Source organism: Streptomyces sp. NPDC050732, from assembly GCF_040654255.1.
Lineage (GTDB): Bacteria > Actinomycetota > Actinomycetes > Streptomycetales > Streptomycetaceae > Streptomyces.
In genome coordinates this window covers 21,529-46,765 of sequence record NZ_JBFAHP010000025.1, presented here as the reverse complement: position 1 = coordinate 46,765, position 25,237 = coordinate 21,529, and the positions used below count along the sequence as shown (strand labels likewise).

The window sequence follows — 25,237 nt, the reverse complement described above, 5'->3', positions numbered from 1 at the left end:
TGATCGATTAGGTTGGAGGGTGCAGCGGGGCACATGGACGTACGCGCGTACGAGAGAAGGCTGAAGTCCGAGATGAACGCAGAAAGCCGCGCCAGGCTCGATCAGACTCCCGAATGGAAGGCGCTCGCCGAGCACCGTGAGCGGCTGGGGGAGGTGCAGCTGCGTGAACTGTTCGCCGCGGACCCGGCGCGTGGCACGGCGTACACCCTCCAGGTCGGCGACCTGCACATCGACTATTCCAAGCACCTCGTCACCGCCGAGACGCTGACGCTGCTGCGCGAGCTCGCCGCCGCGACCGACGTCTTCGGCCTGCGGGACGCCATGTTCCGCGGCGAGAAGATCAACACCACCGAGGACCGCGCTGTCCTGCACACGGCGCTGCGCGCGCCGCGGGACGCCGTGATCGAGGTCGACGGCGAGCACGCCGGGAACGTCGTGCCCGCGGTGCACGCCGTCCTCGACAAGATGAGCGCCTTCTCGGAGAAGGTCCGCTCCGGCGAGTGGACCGGGCACACCGGCAAGCGCATCAAGAACGTCGTCAACATCGGCATCGGCGGCTCCGACCTCGGCCCCGCGATGGCGTACGAGGCGCTGCGCTCCTTCACCGACCGCGGCCTCACCGTCCGCTTCGTGTCGAACGTGGACGGCGCCGATCTGCACGAGGCCGTGCGGGACCTGGACGCTGCCGAGACGCTGTTCATCATCGCCTCGAAGACGTTCACCACCATCGAGACGATCACCAACGCCACCTCGGCGCGCGACTGGCTGCTGACCGGGCTGAAGGCCGGCCAGGACGCCGTCGCCAAGCACTTCGTGGCCCTGTCGACGAACGCCGAGAAGGTGTCGGAGTTCGGCATCGACACGGCCAACATGTTCGAGTTCTGGGACTGGGTCGGCGGCCGCTACTCGTACGACTCCGCGATCGGCCTCTCCCTGATGATCGCCATCGGGCCCGACCGCTTCCGCGAGATGCTCGACGGCTTCCACCTCGTCGACGAGCACTTCCGCACCGCGCCCGCCGAGTCCAACGTGCCGCTCCTGATGGGCCTGTTGGGCATCTGGTACGGCAACTTCCATGACGCGCAGTCGCACGCCGTCCTGCCGTACTCGCACTACCTCTCCAAGTTCACCGCGTACCTCCAGCAGCTGGACATGGAGTCCAACGGAAAGTACGTCGACCGGGACGGCAAGGAGGTCGACTGGCAGACGGGCCCGGTCGTCTGGGGCACGCCCGGCACCAACGGCCAGCACGCCTACTACCAACTCATCCACCAGGGCACGAAGTTGATCCCGGCGGACTTCATCGGCTTCGCCGAGCCGGTCGCCGATCTGCTGCCGGGCCTGGTCGCCCAGCACGACCTGCTGATGGCCAACTTCTTCGCGCAGACCCAGGCGCTCGCCTTCGGCAAGACACCCGACGAGGTCCGTGCCGAGGGCGTCGCGGAGGAGCTCGTCCCGCACAAGACGTTCAAGGGCAACCACCCGACGACGACGATCCTCGCCAAGGAGCTGACCCCCTCGGTCCTCGGCCAGCTCATCGCGCTCTACGAACACAAGGTCTTCGTGCAGGGCGCCGTCTGGAACATCGACTCCTTCGACCAGTGGGGCGTCGAGCTCGGCAAGGTCCTCGCCAAGCGTGTCGAGCCCGCGCTGACCGAGGGCGCCGAGGTGCCGGACCTGGACGGGTCGACGACGGCGCTGGTCGCCAAGTACCGCGATCTGCGCGGCCGCTGACGGCCCGTCGGAGTTAATCGGATGCGGGTGCCCCGTCCGGCGGGTGACACTGCTTCGGCTCTGTCACCCGCCGGGAGGGAACCCCGTCATGGACCAGCTGCTCGCCGCGCTCGCCGACCCCGAGAGACTCAGGCTGTACGCGCGCATAGTCCTCGACGACCTGCCGCCGGGCGAGGCCGACTCCGCCGTCGCCCGCAGGCACCTGGGACGCCTGCTAGCCAGTGGGCTCGTGGAGCGGCTGCCCGACGGGTCGCTGCGGGCCGATCCGGCCGTCTTCCGGCGCTCGCCCCTCCCCGTGGACACCCATCCCGCCGTGCCGCGCCGTCTCACCGGCTTCTTCGCGCACGGCCGCCTCACGGCCATTCCCGTACGCCCGGTCGTGCGCCACGAACTCCTCGTCCACCTCACGGACACCCTGTTCGACGCCGACCGCGTCTACAGCGAACGCGAGATCAACGACGCGTTCCGCACCGTCCACGACGACACCGCGGCACTGCGGAGGTACTGCGTCACCGACGGCCTCCTCGTCCGCGACCAGGACGGCAGCAGCTATCGCCGCGTCCCCGCCCACGCATGAGGGCCCCGCACCGAGTGGTGCGGGGCCCTCATGCGCGTACGACCGGAGGCCGCTACGCCACGGCCGGCGGATACAGCTCCGGCGGGAGCTGTGAGGCCGCCGCGGCGTCCAGGAGCCACAGCGTGCGTGAGCGGCCGTAGGCGCCGGCCGCCGGGGCCTGCACCTCGCCGGCGCCGGACAGGGCGATCGCCGCGGCGTTCGCCTTGTCCTCGCCCGCCGCGAGCAGCCACACCTCGCGGGCCGCCCGGATCGCCGGGAGCGTGAGCGAGATACGGGTCGGCGGGGGCTTCGGCGCGCCGTGCACGCCGACCACCGAGCGCTCCGTCTCACGCACCGCGGGCAGCTCGGGGAAGAGCGACGCGACGTGCGTGTCCGGGCCGACGCCGAGCATCAGGACGTCGAAGGACGGCACGGGGCCGTGGTCCTCCGGGCCCGCGGCGGCGGCCAGCTCGGCGGCGTAGTGCTCCGCCGCCGCGTCGACCTCGTACGGACCGTCGGAGGCGGGCATCGGATGCACCCGGGCCGGGTTGACCGGCACCGAGTCGAGCAGCGCCTCCTTGGCCTGGGTGTAGTTGCGCTCCGGGTCGCCGTCCGGCAGGAAGCGCTCGTCGCCCCACCACAGGTCGAGCCGCGACCAGTCGACCGCGTCCTTCGCCGGGGACGCACCCAGCGCCGCGAGGAGGCCGTTGCCGTTGCGGCCGCCGGTGAGGACCACCGACGCGGAGCCGCGGGCGGCCTGCGCGTCGACGATCCTCGTGATGAGGCGGGCCGCCGCGGCCTGCGCCATCAGCTCCTTGTCGCGGTGGACGACGAGCTGCGGGGCCGCGCTCACTTCGCGGCCGCCTTCTTCGCGGCGGCCTTCTTCGCCGGCGCCTTCTTCGGCTCGGCGGCGGCCGCGGAGTCACCGGAATCCCGGGGAGCCTCATCGGCCGTCTCGGTCACCCGCTCGGCGGGCGTCTGCGCCAGCCGGTCCACGCCGTACTTCAGCGCGGAGGCGTAGGTGTCGTCCGGGTCGAGGCGCCGCAGTTCCTCGGCGATCAGCTCGGCCGTCTCGCGGCGCTTGAGCGCCACCGCCCGGTTGGGCTGGCCCTCGATGTGCAGCGTGGCGAGCGAGCCGTCGGCCCGGTCGAGCACGATGGGGCCGCAGTCGGTCTCCATACGCACACCGGTGAGACCGGGGCCGGGCGAGAGCGCCCGCTTCACCGGTACGTCGAGCCGGTCCGCGAGCCACATGGCGAGCAGCTCGCAGCTCGGGTTGAACTCCTCGCCGTCGACCTGCACCGACTTCACCTTGCAGGCGATCTGGTCCAGGGCGGCCGCGAGCATCGAGCGCCAGGGGGTGATGCGCGTCCAGGACAGGTCCGTGTCGCCGGGGTGGTAGGCGGCGGCGCGGGCGGTCAGCTCCTCGATGGGGTGCTCGGCCGCGTACGTGTCCGTGACGCGCCGCTGGGCCAGGGCGCCGAGCGGGTCGTTGGCCGGGTCCAGCGGGGCGTTCACCGGCCACCAGACGACCACGGGGGCGTCGGGCAGCAGCAGCGGAAGCACGACCGACTGGGCGTGGTCGATGACCTCGCCGTACAGCCGCAGGACCACCGTCTCGCCGGTGCCCGCCTCCACGCCGACCCGTACCTCGGCGTCGAGGCGCGAGGTGGTGCGGTCACGGGGCGAGCGCGCGGCCCGCTTGATGACCACGAGGGTGCGCGAGGGGTGCTCGCGGGACGCGTCGTTGGCGGCCTTCAGGGAGTCGTAGGCGTTCTCCTCGTCGGTGACGATGACGAGGGTCAGGACCATGCCGACGGCCGGGGTGCCGATCGCCCTGCGGCCCTGCACGAGCGCCTTGTTGATCTTGCTGGACGTGGTGTCCGTAAGGTCGATCTTCATGGCCGACGCCAGCTCCGTCCGTCTCGTGCGAGCATTTCGTCCGCCTCGGTCGGGCCCCAGGTGCCGGCCGGGTACTGCGCGGGCTTGCCGTGCTTGTCCCAGTACTCCTCGATCGGGTCGAGGATGTTCCAGGACAGCTCGACCTCCTCCGTGCGCGGGAAGAGGTTGGCGTCGCCGAGCAGGACGTCGAGGATCAGGCGCTCGTACGCCTCCGGGCTCGACTCGGTGAAGGACTCACCGTACGCGAAGTCCATCGACACGTCCCGGATCTCCATGGAGGTGCCGGGCACCTTCGAGCCGAACCGGACCGTGATGCCCTCGTCCGGCTGGACGCGGATGACGATCGCGTTCTGCCCGAGCTCCTCGGTGGCGGTGTGGTCGAAGGGGGAGTGGGGAGCGCGCTGGAAGACCACCGCGATCTCCGTGACCCGGCGGCCGAGCCGCTTGCCGGTGCGCAGGTAGAAGGGCACGCCCGCCCAGCGGCGGTTGTCCACCTCCAGCTTGACCGCGGCGTAGGTGTCGGTCTTCGACTTGGGGTCGATGCCGTCTTCCTGGAGGTAGCCGACGGCCTTCTCGCCGCCCTGCCACCCCGCGGCGTACTGCCCGCGGACCGTGTTCCTGCCGAGGTCCTTCGGCAGCCGGACGGCGCCGAGCACCTTCGCCTTCTCGGCGACCAGCGCGTCCGCCTCGAAGGAGGCGGGCTCCTCCATCGCGGTCAGCGCCATCAGCTGGAGCAGGTGGTTCTGGATGACGTCGCGGGCGGCGCCGATGCCGTCGTAGTAGCCGGCGCGGCCGCCGATGCCGATGTCCTCGGCCATCGTGATCTGGACGTGGTCGACGTACGACCGGTTCCAGATCGGCTCGAACATCTGGTTGGCGAAGCGCAGCGCCAGAATGTTCTGGACGGTCTCCTTGCCGAGGTAGTGGTCGATCCGGAACACCTGGTCCGGGGCGAACACCTCGTGCACGATCGCGTTCAGTTCGCGGGCCGACGCGAGGTCGTGGCCGAACGGCTTCTCGATGACCGCGCGGCGCCAGCAGCCCTCCGGGGCGTCCGCGAGCTCGTGCTTCTTGAGCTGCTGGACGACCTGCGGGAAGAACTTCGGGGGCACGGAGAGGTAGAAGGCGAAGTTGCCGCCCGTCCCCTGTGCCTTGTCGAGCTCCTGGATGGTGGCCTTGAGCTGCTCGAAGGCGTCGTCGTCGTCGAAGTTGCCCTGGACGAAGCGCATGCCCTGGATGAGCTGCTGCCAGACCTCCTCGCGGAACGGCGTGCGGGAGTGCTCCTTGACCGCGTCGTGGACGACCTGGGCGAAGTCCTCGTCCTCCCAGTCGCGGCGGGCGAAACCAATCAGGGAAAAGCCCGGCGGCAGCAGGCCTCGGTTGGCGAGGTCGTAGACGGCGGGCATCAGCTTTTTACGGGACAAATCGCCCGTGACGCCAAAGATGACCAGGCCCGACGGCCCCGCGATACGCGGGAGCCGTCGGTCTGCGGCGTCACGCAGCGGATTGCTGCTTGACAAAGTGGGTCAGCCCTTCGCGGGAGCGAGGCGCTTGAGCTCGGCCTCAGTCGACTTGAGCAGGTCGTTCCAGGACGCCTCGAACTTCTCGACGCCCTCGTCTTCGAGGAGCTGCACGACCTCGTCGTACGAGATGCCGAGCTTCTCCACGGCGGCGATCTCGGCGCGAGCCTGGTCGTAGGTGCCCGCGATGGTGTTGCCGGTGATCTGGCCGTGGTCGCCGGTGGCTTCCAGGGTCGCCTCGGGCATCGTGTTCACCGTATTGGGCGCGACGAGCTCGTCGACGTACAGGGTGTCCTTGTACGCGGGGTCCTTGACGCCGGTCGAGGCCCACAGCGGACGCTGCTTGTTGGCCTGCGCCTTGTCGAGCGCGGCCCAGCGGTCGGAGGAGAAGACCTCCTCGTACGCCTCGTAGGCGAGCCGGGCGTTGGCGAGCGCGGCCTTGCCCTTGAGGGACTTGGCCTCGTCCGTGCCGATGCCGTCGAGGCGCTTGTCGATCTCGGTGTCCACGCGGGACACGAAGAAGGACGCCACGGAGTGGATCTTGGACAGGTCCAGGCCGCGCTCCTTGGCCTTCTCCAGGCCCGCGAGGTACGCGTCCATGACCATGCGGTAGCGCTCAAGGGAGAAGATCAGCGTGACGTTGACGCTGATGCCGAGGCCGATGACCTCGGTGATCGCCGGGATGCCCGCCTGGGTGGCCGGGATCTTGATGAGCGCGTTCGGGCGGTCCACCAGCCAGGCGAGCTGCTTGGCCTCGGCCGTCGTGGCCTTGGTGTTGTGCGCGAGACGCGGGTCGACCTCGATGGACACGCGGCCGTCCTGGCCGCCCGTCGCGTCGAAGACCGGACGCAGGATGTCGGCGGCGTCACGGACGTCCGCCGTCGTGATCATCCGGATGGCTTCCTCGACGGTGACCTCGCGGGCGGCGAGGTCCGAGAGCTGCTGGTCGTAACCGTCGCCCTGCGAGATGGCCTTCTGGAAGATCGAGGGGTTGGTGGTGACGCCCACGACGTGCTGCTGGTCGATCAGTTCGGCGAGGTTGCCGGACGTGATCCGCTTGCGCGACAGGTCGTCCAGCCAGATCGCGACGCCTTCTTCGGAAAGGCGCTTGAGTGCGTCTGTCATGGAATTACATCTCCTACTTGGTCGTATATGGGCGTCAGCGCTGAGCGGCTGCGATCGATTCCCGGGCCGCCTCGGCCACCGCGTCGGCGGTGAAACCGAACTCGCGGAACAGCACCTTGGCGTCCGCCGAGGCACCGAAGTGCTCCAGCGAGACGATGCGGCCCGCGTCGCCCACGAAGCGGTGCCAGGTCAGACCGATGCCGGCCTCGACCGCCACGCGCGCCTTCACCGACGGCGGCAGCACGCTGTCGCGGTACCCCTGGTCCTGCTCCTCGAACCACTCGACCGACGGCATCGAGACGACGCGCGTCGGAACACCCGCGGCCTGCAGCTGCTCGCGCGCCTCGACGGCGAGCTGGACCTCGGAGCCGGTGCCGATGAGCACGACCTCGGGCGCTGTGCTCTTTCCGTCGGGCCCTTCGGCCTCGAAGAGGACGTAGCCGCCCTTGGCGGCGTCCTCGTTGCGCTCGTACGTCGGCACGCCCTGGCGGGTCAGCGCGAGGCCGTGCGGGGCGCCCTTGCCGAACTCCTTGGTGTAGCGCTTGAGGATCTCGCGCCACGCGACGGCGGTCTCGTTCGCGTCGGCCGGGCGCACGACGTTCAGGCCCGGGATGGCACGCAGCGAGGCCAGGTGCTCGACCGGCTGGTGGGTCGGGCCGTCCTCGCCGAGGCCGATGGAGTCGTGCGTCCACACGTACGTCACCGGCAGGTGCATCAGCGCGGACAGGCGGACGGCGTTGCGCATGTAGTCGGAGAACACCAGGAAGGTGCCGCCGTAGATGCGGGTGTTGCCGTGCAGCGCGATGCCGTTCATCTCCGCGGCCATGGAGTGCTCGCGGATGCCGTAGTGGATCGTGCGGCCGTACGGGTCGGCGCCGGGCAGCGGGTTGCCCGTGGGCAGGAACGACGACGTCTTGTCGATCGTCGTGTTGTTCGAGCCCGCGAGGTCGGCGGAGCCGCCCCACAGCTCGGGGACGACCGCGCCGAGCGCCTGGAGGACCTTGCCGGAGGCGGCGCGCGTGGCGACGGCCTTGCCGGTCTCGAACTCCGGGAGCTTCTCCTCCCAGCCCTCGGGCAGCTCGCCCTTGGCGATGCGGTCGAACTCGGCGGCGCGCTCGGAGTTGGCGGTGCGCCAGGCGGCGAAGCCCTTCTCCCACTCGGCCTTGGCCTCACGGCCCCGGTCGAGCGCCTTGCGGGTGTGCGCGAGGACCTCGTCGGAGACCTCGAAGGTCTGCTCGGGGTCGAAGCCGAGGACGCGCTTGGTGGCGGCCACTTCCTCGTCGCCCAGCGCCGAGCCGTGGGCGGCCTCGGTGTTCTGCGCGTTCGGGGCGGGCCAGGCGATGATCGAGCGCATCGCGATGAAGGAGGGGCGCTCGGTCTCGGCCTTGGCGGCCTGGATCGCGGCGTAGAGGGCGGCGGGGTCGAGGTCGCCGTTCTCCTTGGGCGCCACGCGCTGGACGTGCCAGCCGTACGCCTCGTACCGCTTGAGGGTGTCCTCGGAGACCGCGGTCTCGGTGTCGCCCTCGATCGAGATGTGGTTGTCGTCCCACAGCAGGATCAGGTTGCCGAGCTTCTGGTGCCCGGCCAGCGACGAGGCCTCGCCGGAGATGCCCTCCTGGAGGCAGCCGTCGCCGGCGATGGCGTAGATGAAGTGGTCGAACGGGGACGAGCCGGTGGCCGCCTCCGGGTCGAAAAGGCCGCGCTCGTAGCGGGCGGCCATCGCCATGCCCACGGCGTTGGCGACGCCCTGGCCCAGCGGGCCCGTGGTCGTCTCCACACCCACCGTGTGGCCGTACTCCGGGTGGCCCGGGGTCTTCGAGCCCCAGGTGCGGAAGGCCTTCAGGTCGTCCAGCTCCAGGCCGAAGCCGGCCAGGTAGAGCTGGATGTAGAGGGTCAGGGACGAGTGGCCCGCAGAGAGGACGAACCGGTCGCGGCCGGTCCAGTCGGCGTCCGCCGGGTCGTGGCGCATCACCTTCTGGAAGAGGGTGTACGCGGCGGGCGCGAGGCTCATGGCCGTACCGGGATGGCCGTTGCCGACCTTCTGTACGGAATCCATGGCCAGGACGCGGGCGGTGTCAACGGCCCGCTGGTCCAGTTCGGTCCACTCGAGGTCTGTGGTGGTCGGCTTGGTGCTCACCCTGAGTCAGGGCTCCTCTCCACATGTCGAATGCCGGCGGCGTAGATCCCACCGGCCGCTGTCGAGCCTACCGCTGCTAGAACGCTCATTTTTTCGAGTCATTCCAGACTGCAGTGACATGCGAGGATCCGCCTGTCGAAAGGAAAGCGGAGGTATTCCGCAAGTGAATATGGGCTCGCTCATATGTCCGCTCAAAAGGCCACCGGTATCGCCCATTTGTCCGCTCAATGAACGCCCGGTTCCGCTCATGTGACACAGCGGCGCGACACGGACGCCGTCCGGCCCGCCGCCCAACACGACCCGACCCCCGCGAAGAGCGGGGTATGGGCAACGTCTACAGTGGCGTGGTACGCGCGGGCCTTTACCGGATCTTCATGTCTGAAGGTGCTGGTCGGCCTGCTGGGATGTCTCTGTCAGGGGTGTGCGTGACGGCCGTTGAATCCCGTCCAGCGGGGGTTTCCGGGACGGACCTTAGCCCGAGCCATCGGCCGTTCGGGGCTCGTGTCAAGGCGTTCGTGGCGCTGACCAAGCCGCGGATCATCGAGCTTCTGCTCATCACCACCGTTCCGGTGATGTTCCTCGCCGAACAAGGGGTGCCCGACCTCTGGCTGGTCTTCGTGACCTGCCTCGGCGGCTACCTCTCCGCGGGGGGCGCCAACGCGCTCAACATGTATATCGACCGCGACATCGACGCGCTCATGGACCGCACGTCGCAGCGGCCCCTGGTGACCGGCATGGTCAGCCCGCGCGAGTGCCTCGTCTTCGGCATCACTCTCGCGATCGTCTCCACCCTGCTGTTCGGCTTCGCCGTCAACTGGCTCTCCGCCTGGCTCTCGCTCGGCGCCCTGCTCTTCTACGTGGTCGTCTACACGATGATCCTGAAGCGCCGCACCTCGCAGAACATCGTCTGGGGCGGCATCGCGGGCTGCCTGCCGGTCCTCATCGGCTGGTCCTCGGTCACCAACTCCATGTCGTGGGCGCCGGTCGTCCTCTTCCTCGTCATGTTCTTCTGGACGCCGCCGCACTACTGGCCGCTGTCCATGAAGGTCAAGGACGACTACGCCCGCGTGGGCGTGCCGATGCTGCCGGTCATCGCCTCGAACAAGGTGGTCGCCCGCCAGATCGTCCTCTACTCCTGGGTGATGGTCGCCGTCTCCCTGCTGCTCCAGCCGCTCGGCTACACCGGCTGGTTCTACACCGCGGTCGCGCTGGTCACCGGCGGCTTCTGGCTGTGGGAGGCGCACGGGCTGCAGAGCCGCGCCAAGGCCGAGGTCACGGGCGGCAAGCTCAAGGAGATGCGGCTCTTCCACTGGTCGATCACGTACGTCTCGCTGCTCTTCGTCGCGGTGGCGGTGGACCCCTTCCTCCGGTAGGGGCGCCGCCCGCCGCGTGGCCGATGCCACGTCGCCCGCCTGTCGCCAGGTGATCTACCCGTCGGTAGCATCCTGCTCATGGCAGACACGCAGCAGGTGGACGACAGCAAGCAGGCCGCTCGCGCCGAGCGCAGGGCCGCCAAACTCGCCAAGGAGATCGGCACCTTCGCGCAGGCCCACGGCGGTGCCGAGGGGCAGATCGCGTACATCGGCCACGAGGGCACCCGGATCGTCCTCGTCGGCGGGGACGGCAACTGGGGCGACCTGGTGGCGCCCACCTACGCCGTCGCGCAGAGCGCCGTGGAGAAGGCCGGAATCACCGTCCACGAGGAGTTCGACGGCGAATTCGCCGCCAAGGTGAAGACCGGCCCCTACGAATGGACCCGAATGGCGGGCATCCAGCTCGGCGGCCCGAAGAACGACTGAGCGCGACAGCGGCCGGGAGCAACACCAACACCTGACACCCGGGTCACCCGTTAGGACCGTAGGAGCACGGTCCACCCCACGGGAGCCCGGATGATCGAAACGCCGTCCCTGGTGGACCAGTACTGCCATGGCGTCCTCCGCACGGAGCTGGGTCTCGGCACCTTCGAGGCCCACCTCGGCCGGGGCGGGGGGCCGCCCGCCCCCGGCACCACCTTCTTCGACACCCAGACCGGCTTCGCGGTGCGCCGCTGGTGTCCGCCGCTCCTCGGCATGGAGCCGCACTGCCCACCGGCCCGCTATCTCGCCCGCCGCCGCGAACTGGGCGTACTGGAAACGGGCCGGCGGCTGCTCCGGGGCAGCGGCATCACGACCTACCTCGTCGACACAGGGCTGCCGGGAGACCTCACCGGACCCGGCGAGATGGCCTCCACCGGCGACGCCGACGCGCGCGAGATCGTCCGCCTGGAATTACTGGCCGAGCAGGTCGCCGACACCTCGGGCACCGCCGACTCGTTCCTCGCCAACCTCGCCGAGTCCGTGCACGCCGCCGCCGCGGGAGCCGTCGCCTTCACCTCGGTCGCGGGCGTACGGCAGCCGCTCGCGCTCGCCGCGGAACCGCCCGGGCCCGGCGAGGTGCGGGGCGCGGTGGAGCGCTGGCTGGCGGGGCGGCAGGTGGGCGGGGCGCTCACCGACCCCGTGCTGCTGCGGCACCTGCTGTGGGTCGCGGTGGCCTCGGGCCGGCCGCTGCAGCTGCACGCGGGCGCCGGGGACCCGCAGACGTACTTCGGGGACTTCGCGCGCGCCACCGCGGGCCTCGGCACCGACCTGGTGCTCCTGCACGGCTATCCGTACCACCGCAGTGCCGCGCATCTCGCGGCCGTCTTCCCGCACGTGTACGCCGACCTCGGCCCCGCGCTCGTCCGCACCGGGGCGCGCGCGGCGGCCGTGCTCGCCGAGATCCTGGAGCTCGCGCCCTTCGGGAAGCTGCTGTTCTCCAGCGGCGCCCACGGGCTCCCCGAGCTGCACGTCGTCGGGGCACACCTGTTCAGGGAGGCCCTCGGGCGGGTGCTCGGCACCTGGGTCGCCGAGGGCGCCTGGTCGCTCACCGACGCGCAGCGCGTGGCCGGGCTGATCGCCGCGGGCAACGCGCGGCGGGTGTACGGACTCTCAGACGGCCGAGAGGCGTGAGTCGTCCGCCTGCGCGGGCACATCGGCCGTCGTGAGCGGCCGCTCCCGCAGGGAGAGCAGCACCCGCACCACGGCGATCCACACCAGGCAGGAGCCGAACATGTGCAGGCCGACCAGGAGCTCCGGCAGGTCAGTGAAGTACTGGACGTAACCGATCGCGCCCTGCGCCAGCAGGATCAGGAAGAGGTCACGGGTGCGGGCCAGCGGGCCGCGCGGCGCGTCGACCGCCTTCAGGACGAACCAGAGGGCGAACGTCAGCGTCACCACGATCCAGGCGAGGACCGCGTGCAGCTTGCTGACCGACTCCCAGTCGAAGCCCATCCGCGGCACGTCGCTGGAGTCGCCCGCGTGCGGCCCGGAGCCCGTCACGACCGTGCCCACGGCGATCAGCACCGCGGAGGCCGCGACCAGAGACCACACGAGCTGCACCACGGCCTTGCCGACCAGCGGACGCGGCTCGGCGTCGCCCTCGCGGGTCCGCTGCCACATCGTGATGGCGACGGCGATCAGGGCGGAGGAGAGCAGGAAGTGCGCCGCGACCGTCCACGGGTTCAGGCCGACGAGGACCACGATGCCGCCGAGGACGGCATTGCCCATCACCAGCCAGAACTGCGCCCAGCCGAGCAGGGTGAGGCTGCGCCGCATCGGCTTCTGGGAACGCGCCGCGATGATCGCCCAGCCGACGGCCGCGCACAGCACGTACGTCAGCATGCGGTTGCCGAACTCGATGACGCCGTGGAAGCCCATCTCGTGGGTCGCGGTCAGCGAGTCGTCCGTGCACTTGGGCCAGGTGGGGCAGCCGAGGCCCGAGCCGGTCAGCCGGACGGCGCCGCCCGTCACCACGATGACCACCGTCATGACGAGGGAGATCAGGGCCGCCTGCTGGACGGTCCGCTGGGTGGGGGTCCAGCGCTCGGCGATGAAGGCGAGCGGGTTCCGCACGGCTTGAGCGATGTCGGCTCGGGTCACGTTTGGCACGCGCACCATCGTAGGGGGCCGCTTGTGCATGTCTTCACGAGGGGCAGGCGCACACGGAATGTGCGCCGCAGGTCACTCCCAGCGGAAGAACTTCGCCGCCGCGCCCAGCCCGAGCACCGCCCACACCGCGAGGATCCCGAGATCGCCCCAGGGCATGCCCGCGCCGTGCTGCAGGACGTCGCGCAGCCCGTCCGAGAGCGCCGAGATGGGCAGCCACCCGAGCACCGTCCGGGCCGCGTCGGGGAACTTGTCGAGCGGCACGATCACACCGCCGCCCAGGAGGAGGAGCAGGAAGACGAGGTTCGCGGCGGCGAGCGTCGCCTCCGCCTTGAGCGTTCCCGCCATCAGCAGGCCGAGACCGGAGAAGGCCGCCGTGCCGAGCACCAGGAGGAGCAGTACGGAGACGGGGTTGCCATGCGGCGACCAGCCGAGCGCGAACGCGATGACCGTGAGCAGCACGATCTGCAGGACCTCCGTGACCAGCACGGAGAGGGTCTTGGCCGCCATCAGGCCCCAGCGGGGGAGCGGCGAGGCGCCGAGCCGCTTGAGCACGCCGTAGCGCCGCTCGAAGCCCGTCGCGATGGCCTGGCCGGTGAACGCCGTCGACATCACGGCGAGCGCGAGGATGCCGGGCGCGAGGAAGTCGACGGCCTCGCCCTCGCCCGTGTCGACGACGTCGACCGCGCTGAAGAGGACGAGCAGCAGGGTCGGAATGATGACCGTGAGGAGCAGCTGCTCGCCGTTGCGCAGCAGCATCTTCGTCTCCAGGGCCGCCTGCGCCGCGATCATGCGGGCGAGGGGGGCGGCGCCCGGCTTAGGCGTGTACGTTCCGGCGGCGCTCATCCGCGCAGCTCCTTACCGGTCAGTTCCAAGAAGACGTCTTCGAGGGTGTGGCGTTCGACGGAGATCTTGTCCGGCATGACCCCGTGCTGGGCGCACCAGGAGGTGACGGTGGCGAGCAGTTGGGGGTCGACCGTGCCGCTGACGCGGTAGGAGCCGGGGGTGAGTTCGGCGGCGGCCGAGTCCGGCGGGAGCGCCTTGAGCAGGGAGGCGACGTCGAGGCCGGGGCGGCCGGTGAAGCGCAGGGTGTTCTCGGCGCCGCCGCGGCACAGCTCGTCGGGGCTGCCCTGGGCGATGACCTTGCCCGCGTCGACGATGGCGACGTCGTCGGAGAGCTCCTCGGCCTCGTCCATGTGGTGCGTGGTGAGGATGACGGAGACGCCGTCGCGGCGCAGGTCGCGGACGAGCTCCCAGGTCGCCCGGCGCGCCTGCGGGTCCAGGCCGGCGGTCGGCTCGTCGAGGAAGACGAGCTCCGGCCTGCCGACCACGGCCATGGCGAGCGCGAGGCGCTGCTGCTGGCCGCCGGAGAGTCGCCGGTAGGTGGTGCGGCCGCAGCTGCCGAGGCCGAGGCGTTCGATGAGCGCGTTCACGTCCAGCGGGTGCGCGTGCAGCGTGGCCACGTGGCGGAGCATCTCGTCGGCGCGGGCGCCGGAGTAGACGCCGCCGGACTGGAGCATCACGCCGATGCGGGGCCGCAGCGCGTCGGCCTGGCGGGCCGGGTCGAGGCCGAGTACCCGGACGGTGCCGGAGTCCGGCTTCCGGTAGCCCTCGCAGGTCTCGATCGTGGTGGTCTTGCCCGCGCCGTTGGGGCCGAGGACGGCGGTGATGCCCGCCCCTGCCGTCAGGTCGAGACCGTCGACCGCGGTCTTGGTTCCGTACCGCTTGACCAGACTCTCGATCTGGAGGACGGGCTCGTTTCGCATGGTGAGCCAGTCTAGGGACGCGGGGAGGCCCGCGGACGGGCGGGCCCTTGAGGCCGAGTGGCCAGTGATCGTTTCCGCAGGTCAGCTTAGGTTTGCCTAAGTGATGCAGCGCACCGCGCGGTGATCGCGACGTGGGTTGTCAGGCTCTGAGGAATTACGCAACAATGGCGTTGTGAAAAACGTTGGCGAGGCTCCGCAGGAGGAACTCGCGACCGGTGAGCGGTCCACCCGCAACCGTGTCGCGCGCTCCATCCTGGATCACGGCCCGTCCACCGTCGCCGATCTCGCGAAGCGCCTCGGCCTCACCCAGGCCGCCGTCCGCAGACACCTCGACGCCCTCGTCCACGAGAACGTGGTGGAGCCCCGTGAGCAGCGGGTCTACGGCGCCCGGACCCGCGGCAGGCCCGCCAAGGTGTTCGCCCTGACCGACTGCGGCCGCGACGCCTTCGACCAGTCGTACGACAAGCTGGCCGCGGACGCGCTCCGGTGGATCACCGAGCGTCACGGCGAGGGCGCGGTCGTCGACTTCGCCCGGGCGCGGATCGCCGCCCAGGCCGAGACGTACAAGAAGGCGATGGACGCCGCGCCGCCCGAACAGCGCACCGAGGCTCTCGCGAAGGCGTTGACCGCCGACGGGTACGCTGCTACGGCGCGCAGCGCACCGGTCGGCGAGCAGCTCTGCCAGCACCACTGCCCGGTCGCCCATGTCGCCGAACAGTTTCCGCAGCTGTGCGAGGCGGAGACGGAAATGTTCTCCACGCTGCTCGGCACGCATGTGCAGCGACTCGCCACCATCGCCCACGGAGACGGCGTCTGCACGACGTTCATCCCACGCAGCGGCGGCGGCAGCGGCAGCAGCACCACACGGACCACCCCATCAGCATCAGCAAGCACGGCCGGGAGGAACCCCGCATGACGCTCCCCACGGAGACTGCCCACCCCGAACTTGAGGGTCTGGGCAACTACGAATACGGCTGGGCCGACTCCGACGTCGCCGGTGCCTCTGCCAAGCGCGGCATCAACGAGGACGTCGTCCGCGACATCTCCGCGAAGAAGTCCGAGCCGGAGTGGATGACCAAGCTCCGCCTCAAGGGCCTGCGCCTCTTCGACAAGAAGCCCATGCCGAACTGGGGCTCGGACCTCTCGGGCATCGACTTCGACAACATCAAGTACTTCGTGCGCTCCACGGAGAAGCAGGCGGAGTCCTGGGAGGACCTGCCCGAGGACATCAAGAACACGTACGACAAGCTCGGCATCCCCGAGGCGGAGAAGCAGCGCCTCGTCTCGGGTGTCGCGGCCCAGTACGAGTCCGAGGTCGTCTACCACCAGATCCGTGAGGACCTGGAGGAGCAGGGCGTCATCTTCCTGGACACCGACACGGCGCTGAAGGAGCACCCGGAGCTCTTCAAGGAGTACTTCGGAACCGTCATCCCCGTCGGTGACAACAAGTTCGCCTCGCTGAACACCGCCGTCTGGTCCGGCGGCTCGTTCATCTACGTCCCCAAGGGCGTGCACGTCGACATCCCGCTCCAGGCCTACTTCCGCATCAACACGGAGAACATGGGCCAGTTCGAGCGGACCCTGATCATCGTGGACGAGGACGCCTACGTCCACTACGTAGAGGGCTGCACCGCGCCGATCTACAAGTCGGACTCGCTGCACTCCGCCGTCGTCGAGATCATCGTGAAGAAGGGCGGCCGCTGCCGCTACACGACGATCCAGAACTGGTCGAACAACGTCTACAACCTGGTCACCAAGCGCGCCGTGGCGTACGAGGGCGCGACCATGGAGTGGATCGACGGCAACATCGGTTCCAAGGTCACGATGAAGTACCCCGCCGTGTACCTCATGGGCGAGCACGCCAAGGGCGAGACGCTGTCCATCGCCTTCGCGGGCGAGGGCCAGCACCAGGACGCCGGCTCCAAGATGGTCCACATGGCGCCGAACACTTCGTCGAACATCGTCTCCAAGTCGGTGGCGCGCGGCGGCGGTCGTACGTCGTACCGCGGCCTCGTCGAGATCGGTGAGGGCGCCGCGGGCTCGAAGTCGAACGTGCTGTGCGACGCGCTGCTCGTCGACACGATCTCCCGCTCCGACACCTACCCGTACGTCGACGTCCGCGAGGACGACGTGTCGATGGGTCACGAGGCGACGGTCTCCAAGGTCTCCGACGACCAGCTCTTCTACCTGATGAGCCGCGGCATGACGGAGTTCGAGGCCATGGCGATGATCGTCCGCGGCTTCGTCGAGCCGATCGCCAAGGAGCTGCCCATGGAGTACGCCCTGGAGCTGAACCGGCTGATCGAGCTGCAGATGGAGGGTTCGGTCGGTTAAGACCGGACACCGTCCCGCAGCGAGCAGATTTCTTACGCAGAGAGAGAGCACGACGACAGCCATGGCTGAGGCTCAGAACATCCCGGTCGGGTCGACGACCGCCGGATCCATCGCGGTGGCCGCCGAGTCCACCGTCGCCACCCGCATGAGCGCGCCCCCCTCCTACGACGTGGCGGACTTCCCGGTCCCCCACGGCCGCGAGGAGGAGTGGCGGTTCACGCCGCTGGAGCGGCTGCGCGGCCTGCACGACGGGACCGCGGCGGCCAGCGGCGGCATCCGCGTCGAGGTGAGCGCCCCCGAGGGCGTCACCCAGGAGACCGTCGGCCGGGACGACGCGCGCGTCGGCAAGGCGGGCAAGCCCGTCGACCGCGTCGCCGCCCAGGCGTACTCGTCCTTCGAGAAGGCCTCGGTCATCACCGTCCCCAAGGAGACGGTGCTCAGCGATCCCATCCGCATCGCTGTGCACGGCGAGGGCGGCACCGCCTTCGCGCACCAGGTGATCGAGCTGGGCGCGTTCGCCGAGGCCCTCGTCGTCATCGACCACACCGGTGACGCCGTGCTCGCCGCCAACGTCGACTTCGTCGTCGGCGACGGCGCCAAGCTCACCGTCGTCTCCGTCCAGGACTGGGACGACAAGGCGGTGCACGTCGCCCAGCACAACGCGCTGGTCGGCCGCGACGCCTCCTTCAAGTCCGTCGTCGTCACCTTCGGCGGCGACCTGGTCCGCCTGCACCCGCGTGTCACCTACGCGGGCCCCGGCGGCGAGGCCGAACTCTTCGGCCTGTACGTCACCGACGCGGGCCAGCACCAGGAGCACCGCCTCCTGGTCGACCACAACACCCCGCACTGCAAGTCGAACGTCGTCTACAAGGGCGCGCTCCAGGGCGACGACGCGCACGCCGTGTGGATCGGCGACGTCCTCATCGAGGCCGCCGCCGAGGGCACCGACACGTACGAGATGAACCGCAACCTCGTGCTGACCGACGGCGCCCGGGTCGACTCCGTGCCGAACCTCGAAATCGAGACCGGCGAGATCGTCGGCGCGGGCCACGCCTCGGCGACCGGCCGCTTCGACGACGAGCAGCTCTTCTACCTCCAGTCGCGCGGCATCCCGGAGGACGAGGCGCGCCGCCTGGTCGTCCGCGGCTTCTTCGCCGAGCTCGTCCAGCAGATCGGTCTGCCGGACGTCGAGGAGCGCCTCATCGCGAAGATCGAAGAGGAGCTGGAGGCGACGGTCGCATGACGTTCGTACGCGCCTGCGGACTGAGCGAGCTGGAGAAGGACACCCCGAAGCGGGTGGAGCTCGACGGCACGCCGGTCTCGGTCGTCCACACCGAGGGCGAGGTGTTCGCGATCCACGACATCTGCTCGCACGCGAACGTCTCCCTCTCCGAGGGAGAGGTGGAGGACTGCCAGATCGAGTGCTGGCTGCACGGCTCCAGCTTCGACCTCCGCACCGGCAAGCCGTCCGGCCTCCCCGCGACGCGCCCCGTCCCCGTATACCCCGTAAAGATCGAAGGGGATGACGTGCTCGTCTCCCTTTCCCAGGAGTCCTGAGGCACCCATGGCAACGCTTGAAATCAAGGACCTGCACGTCACCGTCGAGGCCGACAACTCCACCAAGGAGATCCTCAAGGGCGTCGACCTGACCGTGAAGCAGGGCGAGACCCACGCCATCATGGGCCCGAACGGCTCCGGCAAGTCGACGCTCGCCTACTCGGTCGCGGGTCACCCCAAGTACACGATCACCCAGGGCAGCGTGACCCTCGACGGCGAGGACGTCCTGGAGATGTCCGTCGACGAGCGTGCCCGCGCCGGCATGTTCCTCGCCATGCAGTACCCGGTCGAGGTCCCCGGCGTCTCGGTCTCCAACTTCCTGCGCACGTCGGCGACGGCGATCCGCGGCGAGGCCCCCAAGCTGCGCACCTGGGTGAAGGAGGTCAAGTCCGCGATGGAGCAGCTCCAGATGGACCCGGCCTTCGCCGAGCGCAACGTGAACGAGGGCTTCTCCGGCGGTGAGAAGAAGCGCCACGAGATCCTCCAGATGGAGCTCCTCAAGCCGAAGATCGCGATCCTCGACGAGACGGACTCCGGTCTGGACGTCGACGCGCTGCGCCAGGTCTCGGACGGCGTGAACCGCGTCCGCGAGACCGGCGAGGTCGGCACGCTCCTCATCACGCACTACACGCGCATCCTGCGCTACATCAAGCCCGACTTCGTGCACGTCTTCGCGAACGGCCGGATCGCCGAGTCCGGCGGCGCCGAGCTCGCCGACAAGCTGGAGGCCGAGGGCTACGAGGCTTACACGAAGGGCGGCGCATCCGCGTGACAGTGGCCCACCAGGGGCTTTCCGGCCTCCTCGACACCGAGGCGATCCGCAAGGACTTCCCGATCCTGGATCGCACGATCCACGACGGCAAGAAGCTCGTGTACCTGGACAACGCGGCGACGTCGCAGACGCCGCGTCAGGTCCTCGACGTACTGAACGAGTACTACGAGCAGCACAACGCCAACGTTCACCGCGGCGTGCACGTCCTCGCCGAGGAGGCCACGGCGCTCTACGAGGGTGCTCGTGACAAGGTCGCGGAGTTCATCAACGCGCCCAGCCGTGACGAGGTCATCTTCACCAAGAACGCCTCCGAATCGCTCAACCTCGTGGCCAACATGCTCGGTTGGGCCGACGAGCCCTACCGCGTGGACCACGAGACCGAGATCGTCATCACGGAGATGGAGCACCACTCCAACATCGTGCCGTGGCAGCTGCTCTCGCAGCGGACCGGCGCGAAGCTGAAGTGGTTCGGTCTCACGGACGACGGCCGGCTCGACCTCTCCCACATCGACGAGATCATCACGGAGAAGACGAAGATCGTCTCCTTCGTGCTCGTGTCGAACATCCTGGGCACGCACAACCCGGTCGAGGCCATCGTGCGCCGCGCCCAGGAGGTCGGCGCGCTCGTCCTCATCGACGCCTCGCAGGCCGCCCCGCACATGCCGCTGGACGTGCAGGCACTGCAGGCCGACTTCGTGGCCTTCACCGGTCACAAGATGTGCGGCCCGACGGGCATCGGCGTGCTGTGGGGACGCCAGGAGCTCCTGGAGGACCTGCCCCCGTTCCTCGGCGGCGGCGAGATGATCGAGACCGTGTCGATGAACTCGTCGACGTACGCTCCCGCGCCGCACAAGTTCGAGGCGGGCACGCCCCCGGTCTCCCAGGCCGTCGGCCTGGGCGCGGCCGTGGACTACCTCTCGGCCATCGGCATGGACAAGATCGCCGCGCACGAGCACGCGATCACGGAGTACGCGGTCAAGCGCCTTCTGGAAGTCCCGGACCTCCGCATCATCGGTCCGACGACGGCCGAGGAGCGCGGCGCCGCGATCTCCTTCACGCTCGGTGACATCCACCCGCACGACGTGGGCCAGGTGCTCGACGAGCAGGGCATCGCGGTCCGCGTGGGTCACCACTGCGCGCGCCCCGTCTGCCTTCGCTACGGAATTCCTGCGACCACGCGAGCGTCGTTCTATCTGTACTCCACGCCCGGCGAGATCGACGCCCTCGTCGACGGCCTGGAGCACGTACGGAACTTCTTCGGCTGAGGGGCTGACCGGGACGTGAAGCTGGATTCGATGTACCAGGAAGTCATCCTGGACCACTACAAGCACCCGCACGGGCGTGGTCTGCGCGATGGCGACGCCGAGGTGCACCACGTCAACCCGACGTGCGGCGACGAGATCACGCTGCGCGTGAAGTACGACGGGTCGACGATCGCCGACGTGTCGTACGAGGGCCAGGGCTGCTCCATCAGCCAGGCCAGCGCGTCGGTCCTGAACGACCTGCTGGTCGGCAAGGAACTCGCCGAGGCGCAGAAGATCCAGGCGGTGTTCCTGGAGCTGATGCAGTCCAAGGGCAAGCTGGAGCCCGACGACGCGATGGAGGAGGTCCTGGAGGACGCGGTCGCGTTCGCCGGTGTCTCCAAGTACCCCGCGCGCGTCAAGTGTGCTCTGCTGAGCTGGATGGCGTGGAAGGACGCGACGGCCCAGGCACTGGGCGACAACGACGGGGCCGCTGAAAGGAAGACGGCATGAGCGAGAACGAGACACTCACGACGAAGCCCGCTTCGGAGGAAGAGGTCCGCGAGGCGCTGTACGACGTCGTCGACCCCGAGCTGGGCATCGACGTCGTCAACCTCGGCCTGATCTACGGCGTGCACATCGACGACGCCAACATCGCCACGATCGACATGACGCTGACGTCGGCGGCCTGCCCGCTGACGGACGTCATCGAGGACCAGGCGAAGTCCGCGACGGAGGGCATCGTGAACGAGCTCCGGATCAACTGGGTCTGGATGCCGCCGTGGGGACCGGACAAGATCACGGACGACGGGCGCGAGCAGCTGCGGGCGCTCGGGTTCAACGTCTGACGGGCAGGTCCTCGTAAGGCCCTCCACGCCGGTGGCGCGGGGGGCCTTACGCATGCTCCCGGCCGCGTTGCGTACGCCCGTACGCAACGATATGTACACTCGTACGCATGGGATACGCACTGCTGGCCGCGGCCATCGCGGCGGAAGTGGCCGGGACGACGGCCATGAAGTACAGCGAGGGCTTCAGCAGGCTGGTGCCCTCGCTCATCACGGTCGCGGGCTATCTGCTCGCCTTCACCCTGCTCGCACAGACCCTGAAGACCCTCTCCGTCGGCACCGCCTACGCGATCTGGGCCGGTATCGGCACCGCCGCCGTCGCCGCGATCGGCATGATCTTCCTGGGGGAGTCGGCCAACCTCGTCAAGATCGCGGGCATCGCCCTGGTGATCGCGGGCGTCGTCGTGCTCAATCTCGGCGGGGCGCACTGATGCCCCGTCGCTACGACCCCGAGCGCCGTCAGCGGATCATCGACGCCGCGATCCGCGTGGTGGGGAAGAAGGGCATCGGCGGGCTCAGCCACCGCTCGGCCGCCGCCGAGGCCGACGTGCCGCTCGGCTCGACGACGTATCACTTCAAGACGCTGGACGAGCTGCTGGTCGCCGCGTTGCGGCAGGCGAACGAGGGCTTCGCGAAGGCGGTGGCTGCGAGCGGTGACTTCGCGGACCCGCGCGCTGACCTCGCCGCGGAGCTGGCCCGGCTCCTCGGCGACTGGCTCGCGGGGGAGCGCACCGGCGTCGAGCTGGAGTACGAGCTGTACCTCGCCGCCCTGCGCAGACCCGCCCTGCGCCCCGTGGCCGCCGAATGGTGCCGGGGCGTCACCGACGTCCTGGTGCCCCGCACCGACCCCGTCACCGCGCGCGCCCTGGTCGCCCTCATGGACGGGATCTGCCTCCAGGTGCTGCTCACCGGCGGGACGTACGACGAGGCGTACGCGCGCGAGATGCTCGGCCGGCTGCTCGCGCCCGCGCAGGGGGAGCCCGGACCCTGAGACCGGTTCGCCCGCGCGAGGCACCTCCGGTTAGGTTTCACCCATGACCGACACGAATGCTTCCCGCACCACCGGCGCCGTCGCCGCAGGCCTCGCCACCGTCGCCGCCGACGGCACCGTTCTCGACACCTGGTTCCCCGCCCCCGAGCTCGTCGCCGAGCCGGGACCCGCCGGCAGTGAGCGGCTGACCGCCGAGCGCGCCGTGGAACTGCTCGGTGAGGGCGCCGCGAAGGCCATCGGGCCCGACGCCCGCCGTGGCGTGGAGATCATCGCCGTACGTACGGTCATCGCGTCCCTCGACGACAAGCCGCTGGACGCCCACGACGTCTACCTGCGCCTGCACCTGCTCTCGCACCGCCTGGTCAAGCCGCACGGCGTGAACCTCGACGGCCAGTTCGCCTTCCTCGCCAACGTCGCCTGGACCTCGCTCGGCCCGGTCGCCGTGGACGACGTCGAGAAGGTGCGGCTCAACGCCCGCGCCGAGGGCCTGCACCTCGCGGTGACCTCCGTCGACAAGTTCCCGCGCATGACGGACTACGTCACGCCGAAGGGCGTCCGCATCGCCGACGCCGACCGGGTCCGCCTCGGCGCGCACCTCGCCGAGGGCACCACCGTCATGCACGAGGGCTTCGTGAACTTCAACGCGGGCACCCTGGGGACCTCGATGGTCGAGGGCCGGATCTCCGCGGGCGTCGTCGTCGGCGACGGCTCGGACATCGGCGGCGGCGCCTCCACGATGGGCACGCTGTCCGGCGGCGGCAACGTGCGGATCGTCATCGGCGAGCGGTGCCTGATCGGCGCCGAGGCCGGGGTCGGTATCGCGCTGGGCGACGAGTGCGTCGTCGAGGCCGGCCTCTACGTCACCGCGGGCACGCGCGTCACCCTGCCCGACGGACAGATCGTCAAGGCCCGCGAGCTCTCCGGCGCCTCGAACATCCTCTTCCGGCGCAACTCGGTCACCGGCACCGTCGAGGCCCGCCCGAACAACGCGGTGTGGGGCGGCCTGAACGACGTCCTGCACAGCCACAACTGACCGTTGACGGCCGTGCCCTGCGGCCGTCCACTCAAGCACTGCTCTGAACTGCTGTGGAGTTGTAGGCAGTCGGCAGCGGTGGTCACCAGTGAGCGCCCTTCCATGGCCCTGAGACGTCAGGGAGGGCGCTTCAGGGCCTGAGTTGAAGCGCGACCGTCTCAACCCCGTTCTGTACGGCAAGAAAGGGCCCGAGGGGTGCGTCCCCTTGGCCCTTTCTGCATGAACAAGCTGGTGGTCGACTCCAAGTCAAGGGGAGTCGATGACCAGGTCTTCGGCGGTGAGCTGGTCCGCCTACCGCTTCTGCTTCAGGTAGAAGTAGAGGTAGACCGGCTGCTGGCAGGTGCTGTCTTCCCTCTGCCTGTAACTGATCTGCGTCTTCGCGATCAGGTACGCCTTGTGACTCTTGACCTTCAGCGTCTTATTGATCTTGTACTTCCGGTGGTGGGCGCCCTTGGCGACATTTCCCGGATTCACCTTGTTCCAGCGTCGCGAGTTGTCGTCGACCAAGGCGTAGTTACCAACGTGAATTGCGCGCCCGTTGGAATGCCGGATGTCGATGCTTTTGACGCGGATGGAGCTCTTCGTCACCTTCCCCAACTTCCAGGTGACGATCGCGTTATAGGTGTTGTTGTCGTAACAGCCACGATCGCCCGACCTGTCAACGCCGGCTATGCCCGAGCGGACGGTCTGGGTCCCCGACTTAATCTTGGCCCAAGAGTCTGCCCCGGGCTTCATTCCTGCGGCGGAGGATGTGCCGGCGCCGAGTGTCGCGACCATACCGGTGACGGTGGCGATGGTCGCGAGAGTGGCCCCTCGTCGGGCTTTGAGCAACATGATGTATCCCCAATTTGCCTGATGGTCATGTCAGGTTGTTCCGCGTCACGTGGTGACTGCACCAAGTTCTCATGTCTCGCTCCCAGTAGCTGCTCATCTGAGCAAATTTTGAGGTTCGGGACAACGGTGAGTCAGGTCCCTCACGCACTTAGGCGTCATCTCATTCCGCTGCCGGATAAGCTGCTGCTCGTAACCGGCTGATAGATGGCCGGACCGATGGCGTCTGTACGGGGGCAGCATGAATGGGGCAGGTGCGCGGGCGCTGGTCCTGGGGGCCGTGGTGGTCCTCGGGGCGGTCGCTGGGTGCGGGCAGAGTACCGGGCAGTCCCACGACCGTGCCCGCGGAGCCGCGCACGAGGCGAGCCGGGCGGTGAGCGGTGACCACGGCTACCCGCTGCGCAGGAGCGACCTTCCCTGGAGCGGCAGCCCGAGCCCGTTCAACGCGCAGGTCAAGCTCGCCGACGGGCGGCGCGTGGCCATGCACTACATGCGGGGCAAGGGGCTCTTCGTGCAGGACTACAGCCCCCGCGCCAAGGGCTGGTCCAAGCCGGCCGTCGTGTACAGGACCAAGACCGACGCCTGTCAGGGCATCACCCTCAAGGTCAAGGACGGCACCGTCGCGGCCTTCGGTGACTTCGCACGGTACTGCGCGGACGGCGAACCGCCGACCGAGTCGGTCGCCGCGGTGACCGTGGGACGGCTGACCAAGTGGGACAAGCACCTGACGGCCGACTTCGACGGCTGGGAGAAGATCGTCGTCGCCCCCGGAGGCAAGAAGGTCACGTTCAGCCGGGGCAGCGACACGTTGCGCTGGACCAGGGCCGCCGGATTCCCGGCCGCCCGCTGACGCGTGACGCGTTCCGACCGGAGCGGCCATCCCTCGAAGGAGAGGGGTGGCCGCTCCGTTTTTTCTTTCCGTGAGGAGGCA

The 25,237-nt window shown here is 69.3% G+C and carries 26 protein-coding genes; 17 read left to right on the top strand and 9 right to left on the bottom strand.

All coding sequences use genetic code 11. The annotated features are described in order from the left end of the window. Positions 1-72 precede the first annotated feature (72 nt). Positions 73-1,734 carry a glucose-6-phosphate isomerase gene (gene pgi / locus AB0H82_RS22845; protein WP_362995481.1) on the top strand — a complete coding sequence of 554 codons (1,662 nt, stop codon included), beginning with the start codon at positions 73-75 and terminating at the stop codon, positions 1,732-1,734. A gap of 295 nt (positions 1,735-2,029) precedes the next feature. Then, positions 2,030-2,311: a DUF2087 domain-containing protein gene (locus AB0H82_RS22840; RefSeq protein ID WP_362995609.1), complete on the top strand. Its 282-nt coding sequence runs from the start codon at positions 2,030-2,032 to the stop codon at positions 2,309-2,311. A gap of 52 nt (positions 2,312-2,363) precedes the next feature. Here AB0H82_RS22840 and pgl read toward each other — a convergent pair whose 3' ends face one another. Genes pgl through tkt form a run of 5 tightly spaced genes read right to left on the bottom strand, consistent with a single transcriptional unit; the run spans position 2,364 to position 8,974 of the window. Beyond that, a complete protein-coding gene (gene pgl, locus AB0H82_RS22835) occupies positions 2,364-3,143 on the bottom strand; it encodes a 6-phosphogluconolactonase (RefSeq protein ID WP_362995480.1) in 780 nt (259 codons plus the stop codon). After that, positions 3,140-4,192, bottom strand: a complete 1,053-nt coding sequence (gene opcA / locus AB0H82_RS22830; protein ID WP_362995478.1) for a glucose-6-phosphate dehydrogenase assembly protein OpcA — start codon at positions 4,190-4,192, stop codon at positions 3,140-3,142. The genes pgl and opcA overlap by 4 nt, the downstream gene beginning before the upstream one ends. Continuing rightward, the gene (zwf, locus tag AB0H82_RS22825; RefSeq protein WP_362995476.1) at positions 4,189-5,712 is read right to left on the bottom strand and encodes a glucose-6-phosphate dehydrogenase; all 1,524 of its coding nucleotides are present in this window, start codon (positions 5,710-5,712) and stop codon (positions 4,189-4,191) included. The genes opcA and zwf overlap by 4 nt, the downstream gene beginning before the upstream one ends. Before the next feature lie 6 nt (positions 5,713-5,718). Beyond that, positions 5,719-6,837: a transaldolase gene (tal, locus tag AB0H82_RS22820; RefSeq protein ID WP_362995474.1), complete on the bottom strand. Its 1,119-nt coding sequence runs from the start codon at positions 6,835-6,837 to the stop codon at positions 5,719-5,721. 34 nt (positions 6,838-6,871) lie between these two features. Further along, positions 6,872-8,974, bottom strand: a complete 2,103-nt coding sequence (gene tkt / locus AB0H82_RS22815; protein ID WP_362995472.1) for a transketolase — start codon at positions 8,972-8,974, stop codon at positions 6,872-6,874. Between the two features lie 419 nt (positions 8,975-9,393). Here tkt and AB0H82_RS22810 point away from each other — a divergent pair, with 419 nt between their 5' ends. From AB0H82_RS22810 to AB0H82_RS22800, 3 genes are all read left to right on the top strand, one after another. Beyond that, the gene (locus AB0H82_RS22810) at positions 9,394-10,347 is read left to right on the top strand and encodes a heme o synthase (protein WP_362995607.1); all 954 of its coding nucleotides are present in this window, start codon (positions 9,394-9,396) and stop codon (positions 10,345-10,347) included. 78 nt (positions 10,348-10,425) lie between these two features. Next, positions 10,426-10,773 carry a hypothetical protein gene (locus tag AB0H82_RS22805; RefSeq protein WP_362995471.1) on the top strand — a complete coding sequence of 116 codons (348 nt, stop codon included), beginning with the start codon at positions 10,426-10,428 and terminating at the stop codon, positions 10,771-10,773. A gap of 90 nt (positions 10,774-10,863) precedes the next feature. Continuing rightward, complete coding sequence (locus AB0H82_RS22800) at positions 10,864-11,961, top strand: amidohydrolase family protein (RefSeq protein WP_362995469.1); 1,098 nt, start codon at positions 10,864-10,866, stop codon at positions 11,959-11,961. On the opposite strand, the gene AB0H82_RS22795 is transcribed toward AB0H82_RS22800, so the two are convergent. From AB0H82_RS22795 to AB0H82_RS22785, 3 genes are read right to left on the bottom strand one after another with little or no spacing between them, the layout of a single operon-like run. Beyond that, positions 11,941-12,969, bottom strand: coding sequence for a COX15/CtaA family protein (locus AB0H82_RS22795; protein ID WP_362995467.1), 1,029 nt, complete (start codon positions 12,967-12,969; stop codon positions 11,941-11,943). The two genes, AB0H82_RS22800 and AB0H82_RS22795, sit on opposite strands and share 21 nt — an antisense overlap. A 42-nt stretch (positions 12,970-13,011) precedes the next feature. After that, complete coding sequence (locus tag AB0H82_RS22790) at positions 13,012-13,782, bottom strand: ABC transporter permease (protein WP_362995465.1); 771 nt, start codon at positions 13,780-13,782, stop codon at positions 13,012-13,014. Continuing rightward, positions 13,779-14,702: an ABC transporter ATP-binding protein gene (locus AB0H82_RS22785; protein WP_362995463.1), complete on the bottom strand. Its 924-nt coding sequence runs from the start codon at positions 14,700-14,702 to the stop codon at positions 13,779-13,781. The genes AB0H82_RS22790 and AB0H82_RS22785 overlap by 4 nt, the downstream gene beginning before the upstream one ends. A 172-nt stretch (positions 14,703-14,874) precedes the next feature. Between AB0H82_RS22785 and AB0H82_RS22780 the strand changes: the two genes are divergently transcribed. The 11 genes from AB0H82_RS22780 to dapD all read left to right on the top strand — a co-directional run bounded on the left by AB0H82_RS22780 (position 14,875) and on the right by dapD (position 23,475). After that, positions 14,875-15,618 carry a metalloregulator ArsR/SmtB family transcription factor gene (locus AB0H82_RS22780; protein ID WP_362995461.1) on the top strand — a complete coding sequence of 248 codons (744 nt, stop codon included), beginning with the start codon at positions 14,875-14,877 and terminating at the stop codon, positions 15,616-15,618. Further along, positions 15,615-17,036: a Fe-S cluster assembly protein SufB gene (gene sufB, locus AB0H82_RS22775; RefSeq protein WP_362995459.1), complete on the top strand. Its 1,422-nt coding sequence runs from the start codon at positions 15,615-15,617 to the stop codon at positions 17,034-17,036. Before AB0H82_RS22780 ends, sufB begins: the two co-directional genes overlap by 4 nt. 61 nt (positions 17,037-17,097) lie before the next feature. Beyond that, positions 17,098-18,279, top strand: coding sequence for a Fe-S cluster assembly protein SufD (gene sufD, locus AB0H82_RS22770; RefSeq protein ID WP_362995457.1), 1,182 nt, complete (start codon positions 17,098-17,100; stop codon positions 18,277-18,279). Then, on the top strand, positions 18,276-18,593 hold the full coding sequence (locus AB0H82_RS22765) for a bifunctional 3-phenylpropionate/cinnamic acid dioxygenase ferredoxin subunit (RefSeq protein ID WP_362995455.1): 318 nt from the start codon (positions 18,276-18,278) through the stop codon (positions 18,591-18,593). The genes sufD and AB0H82_RS22765 overlap by 4 nt, the downstream gene beginning before the upstream one ends. 7 nt (positions 18,594-18,600) lie before the next feature. Beyond that, entirely contained in the window at positions 18,601-19,365 is a 765-nt protein-coding gene (gene sufC / locus AB0H82_RS22760) for a Fe-S cluster assembly ATPase SufC (protein WP_362995453.1), read from the top strand. Further along, complete coding sequence (locus AB0H82_RS22755; RefSeq protein ID WP_362995451.1) at positions 19,362-20,630, top strand: cysteine desulfurase; 1,269 nt, start codon at positions 19,362-19,364, stop codon at positions 20,628-20,630. Before sufC ends, AB0H82_RS22755 begins: the two co-directional genes overlap by 4 nt. A 15-nt stretch (positions 20,631-20,645) precedes the next feature. Further along, complete coding sequence (gene sufU, locus AB0H82_RS22750; RefSeq protein WP_362995449.1) at positions 20,646-21,119, top strand: Fe-S cluster assembly sulfur transfer protein SufU; 474 nt, start codon at positions 20,646-20,648, stop codon at positions 21,117-21,119. Then, positions 21,116-21,454: a metal-sulfur cluster assembly factor gene (locus tag AB0H82_RS22745; protein WP_030358830.1), complete on the top strand. Its 339-nt coding sequence runs from the start codon at positions 21,116-21,118 to the stop codon at positions 21,452-21,454. The genes sufU and AB0H82_RS22745 overlap by 4 nt, the downstream gene beginning before the upstream one ends. Before the next feature lie 107 nt (positions 21,455-21,561). Beyond that, on the top strand, positions 21,562-21,882 hold the full coding sequence (locus tag AB0H82_RS22740; protein ID WP_362995447.1) for a multidrug efflux SMR transporter: 321 nt from the start codon (positions 21,562-21,564) through the stop codon (positions 21,880-21,882). Then, the gene (locus AB0H82_RS22735) at positions 21,882-22,442 is read left to right on the top strand and encodes a TetR family transcriptional regulator (RefSeq protein WP_362995445.1); all 561 of its coding nucleotides are present in this window, start codon (positions 21,882-21,884) and stop codon (positions 22,440-22,442) included. The genes AB0H82_RS22740 and AB0H82_RS22735 overlap by 1 nt, the downstream gene beginning before the upstream one ends. 43 nt (positions 22,443-22,485) lie before the next feature. Beyond that, positions 22,486-23,475: a 2,3,4,5-tetrahydropyridine-2,6-dicarboxylate N-succinyltransferase gene (dapD, locus tag AB0H82_RS22730; protein ID WP_362995443.1), complete on the top strand. Its 990-nt coding sequence runs from the start codon at positions 22,486-22,488 to the stop codon at positions 23,473-23,475. Positions 23,476-23,766: 291 nt separating this feature from the next. Here dapD and AB0H82_RS22725 read toward each other — a convergent pair whose 3' ends face one another. Then, a complete protein-coding gene (locus tag AB0H82_RS22725) occupies positions 23,767-24,309 on the bottom strand; it encodes a hypothetical protein (RefSeq protein ID WP_362995442.1) in 543 nt (180 codons plus the stop codon). Positions 24,310-24,547: 238 nt separating this feature from the next. Between AB0H82_RS22725 and AB0H82_RS22720 the strand changes: the two genes are divergently transcribed. Beyond that, positions 24,548-25,156: a hypothetical protein gene (locus AB0H82_RS22720; protein ID WP_362995440.1), complete on the top strand. Its 609-nt coding sequence runs from the start codon at positions 24,548-24,550 to the stop codon at positions 25,154-25,156. The last annotated feature ends 81 nt before the right edge of the window (positions 25,157-25,237 follow it).

Bases quoted from the DNA above. Each gene is read 5' to 3' on its own strand.
- AB0H82_RS22795 (WP_362995467.1), bottom strand. From the start codon at position 12,969: ATGCACAAGCGGCCCCCTACGATGGTGCGCGTGCCAAACGTGACCCGA.
- AB0H82_RS22735 (WP_362995445.1), top strand. From the start codon at position 21,882: ATGCCCCGTCGCTACGACCCCGAGCGCCGTCAGCGGATCATCGACGCC.
- AB0H82_RS22805 (WP_362995471.1), top strand. From the start codon at position 10,426: ATGGCAGACACGCAGCAGGTGGACGACAGCAAGCAGGCCGCTCGCGCC.
- tal (WP_362995474.1), bottom strand. From the start codon at position 6,837: ATGACAGACGCACTCAAGCGCCTTTCCGAAGAAGGCGTCGCGATCTGG.
- AB0H82_RS22800 (WP_362995469.1), top strand. From the start codon at position 10,864: ATGATCGAAACGCCGTCCCTGGTGGACCAGTACTGCCATGGCGTCCTC.
- AB0H82_RS22785 (WP_362995463.1), bottom strand. From the start codon at position 14,702: ATGCGAAACGAGCCCGTCCTCCAGATCGAGAGTCTGGTCAAGCGGTAC.
- AB0H82_RS22720 (WP_362995440.1), top strand. From the start codon at position 24,548: ATGAATGGGGCAGGTGCGCGGGCGCTGGTCCTGGGGGCCGTGGTGGTC.
- AB0H82_RS22725 (WP_362995442.1), bottom strand. From the start codon at position 24,309: ATGTTGCTCAAAGCCCGACGAGGGGCCACTCTCGCGACCATCGCCACC.
- AB0H82_RS22765 (WP_362995455.1), top strand. From the start codon at position 18,276: ATGACGTTCGTACGCGCCTGCGGACTGAGCGAGCTGGAGAAGGACACC.
- dapD (WP_362995443.1), top strand. From the start codon at position 22,486: ATGACCGACACGAATGCTTCCCGCACCACCGGCGCCGTCGCCGCAGGC.
- AB0H82_RS22740 (WP_362995447.1), top strand. From the start codon at position 21,562: ATGGGATACGCACTGCTGGCCGCGGCCATCGCGGCGGAAGTGGCCGGG.
- pgi (WP_362995481.1), top strand. From the start codon at position 73: ATGAACGCAGAAAGCCGCGCCAGGCTCGATCAGACTCCCGAATGGAAG.
- opcA (WP_362995478.1), bottom strand. From the start codon at position 4,192: ATGAAGATCGACCTTACGGACACCACGTCCAGCAAGATCAACAAGGCG.
- AB0H82_RS22745 (WP_030358830.1), top strand. From the start codon at position 21,116: ATGAGCGAGAACGAGACACTCACGACGAAGCCCGCTTCGGAGGAAGAG.
- AB0H82_RS22790 (WP_362995465.1), bottom strand. From the start codon at position 13,782: ATGAGCGCCGCCGGAACGTACACGCCTAAGCCGGGCGCCGCCCCCCTC.
- sufC (WP_362995453.1), top strand. From the start codon at position 18,601: ATGGCAACGCTTGAAATCAAGGACCTGCACGTCACCGTCGAGGCCGAC.
- sufD (WP_362995457.1), top strand. From the start codon at position 17,098: ATGGCTGAGGCTCAGAACATCCCGGTCGGGTCGACGACCGCCGGATCC.
- sufB (WP_362995459.1), top strand. From the start codon at position 15,615: ATGACGCTCCCCACGGAGACTGCCCACCCCGAACTTGAGGGTCTGGGC.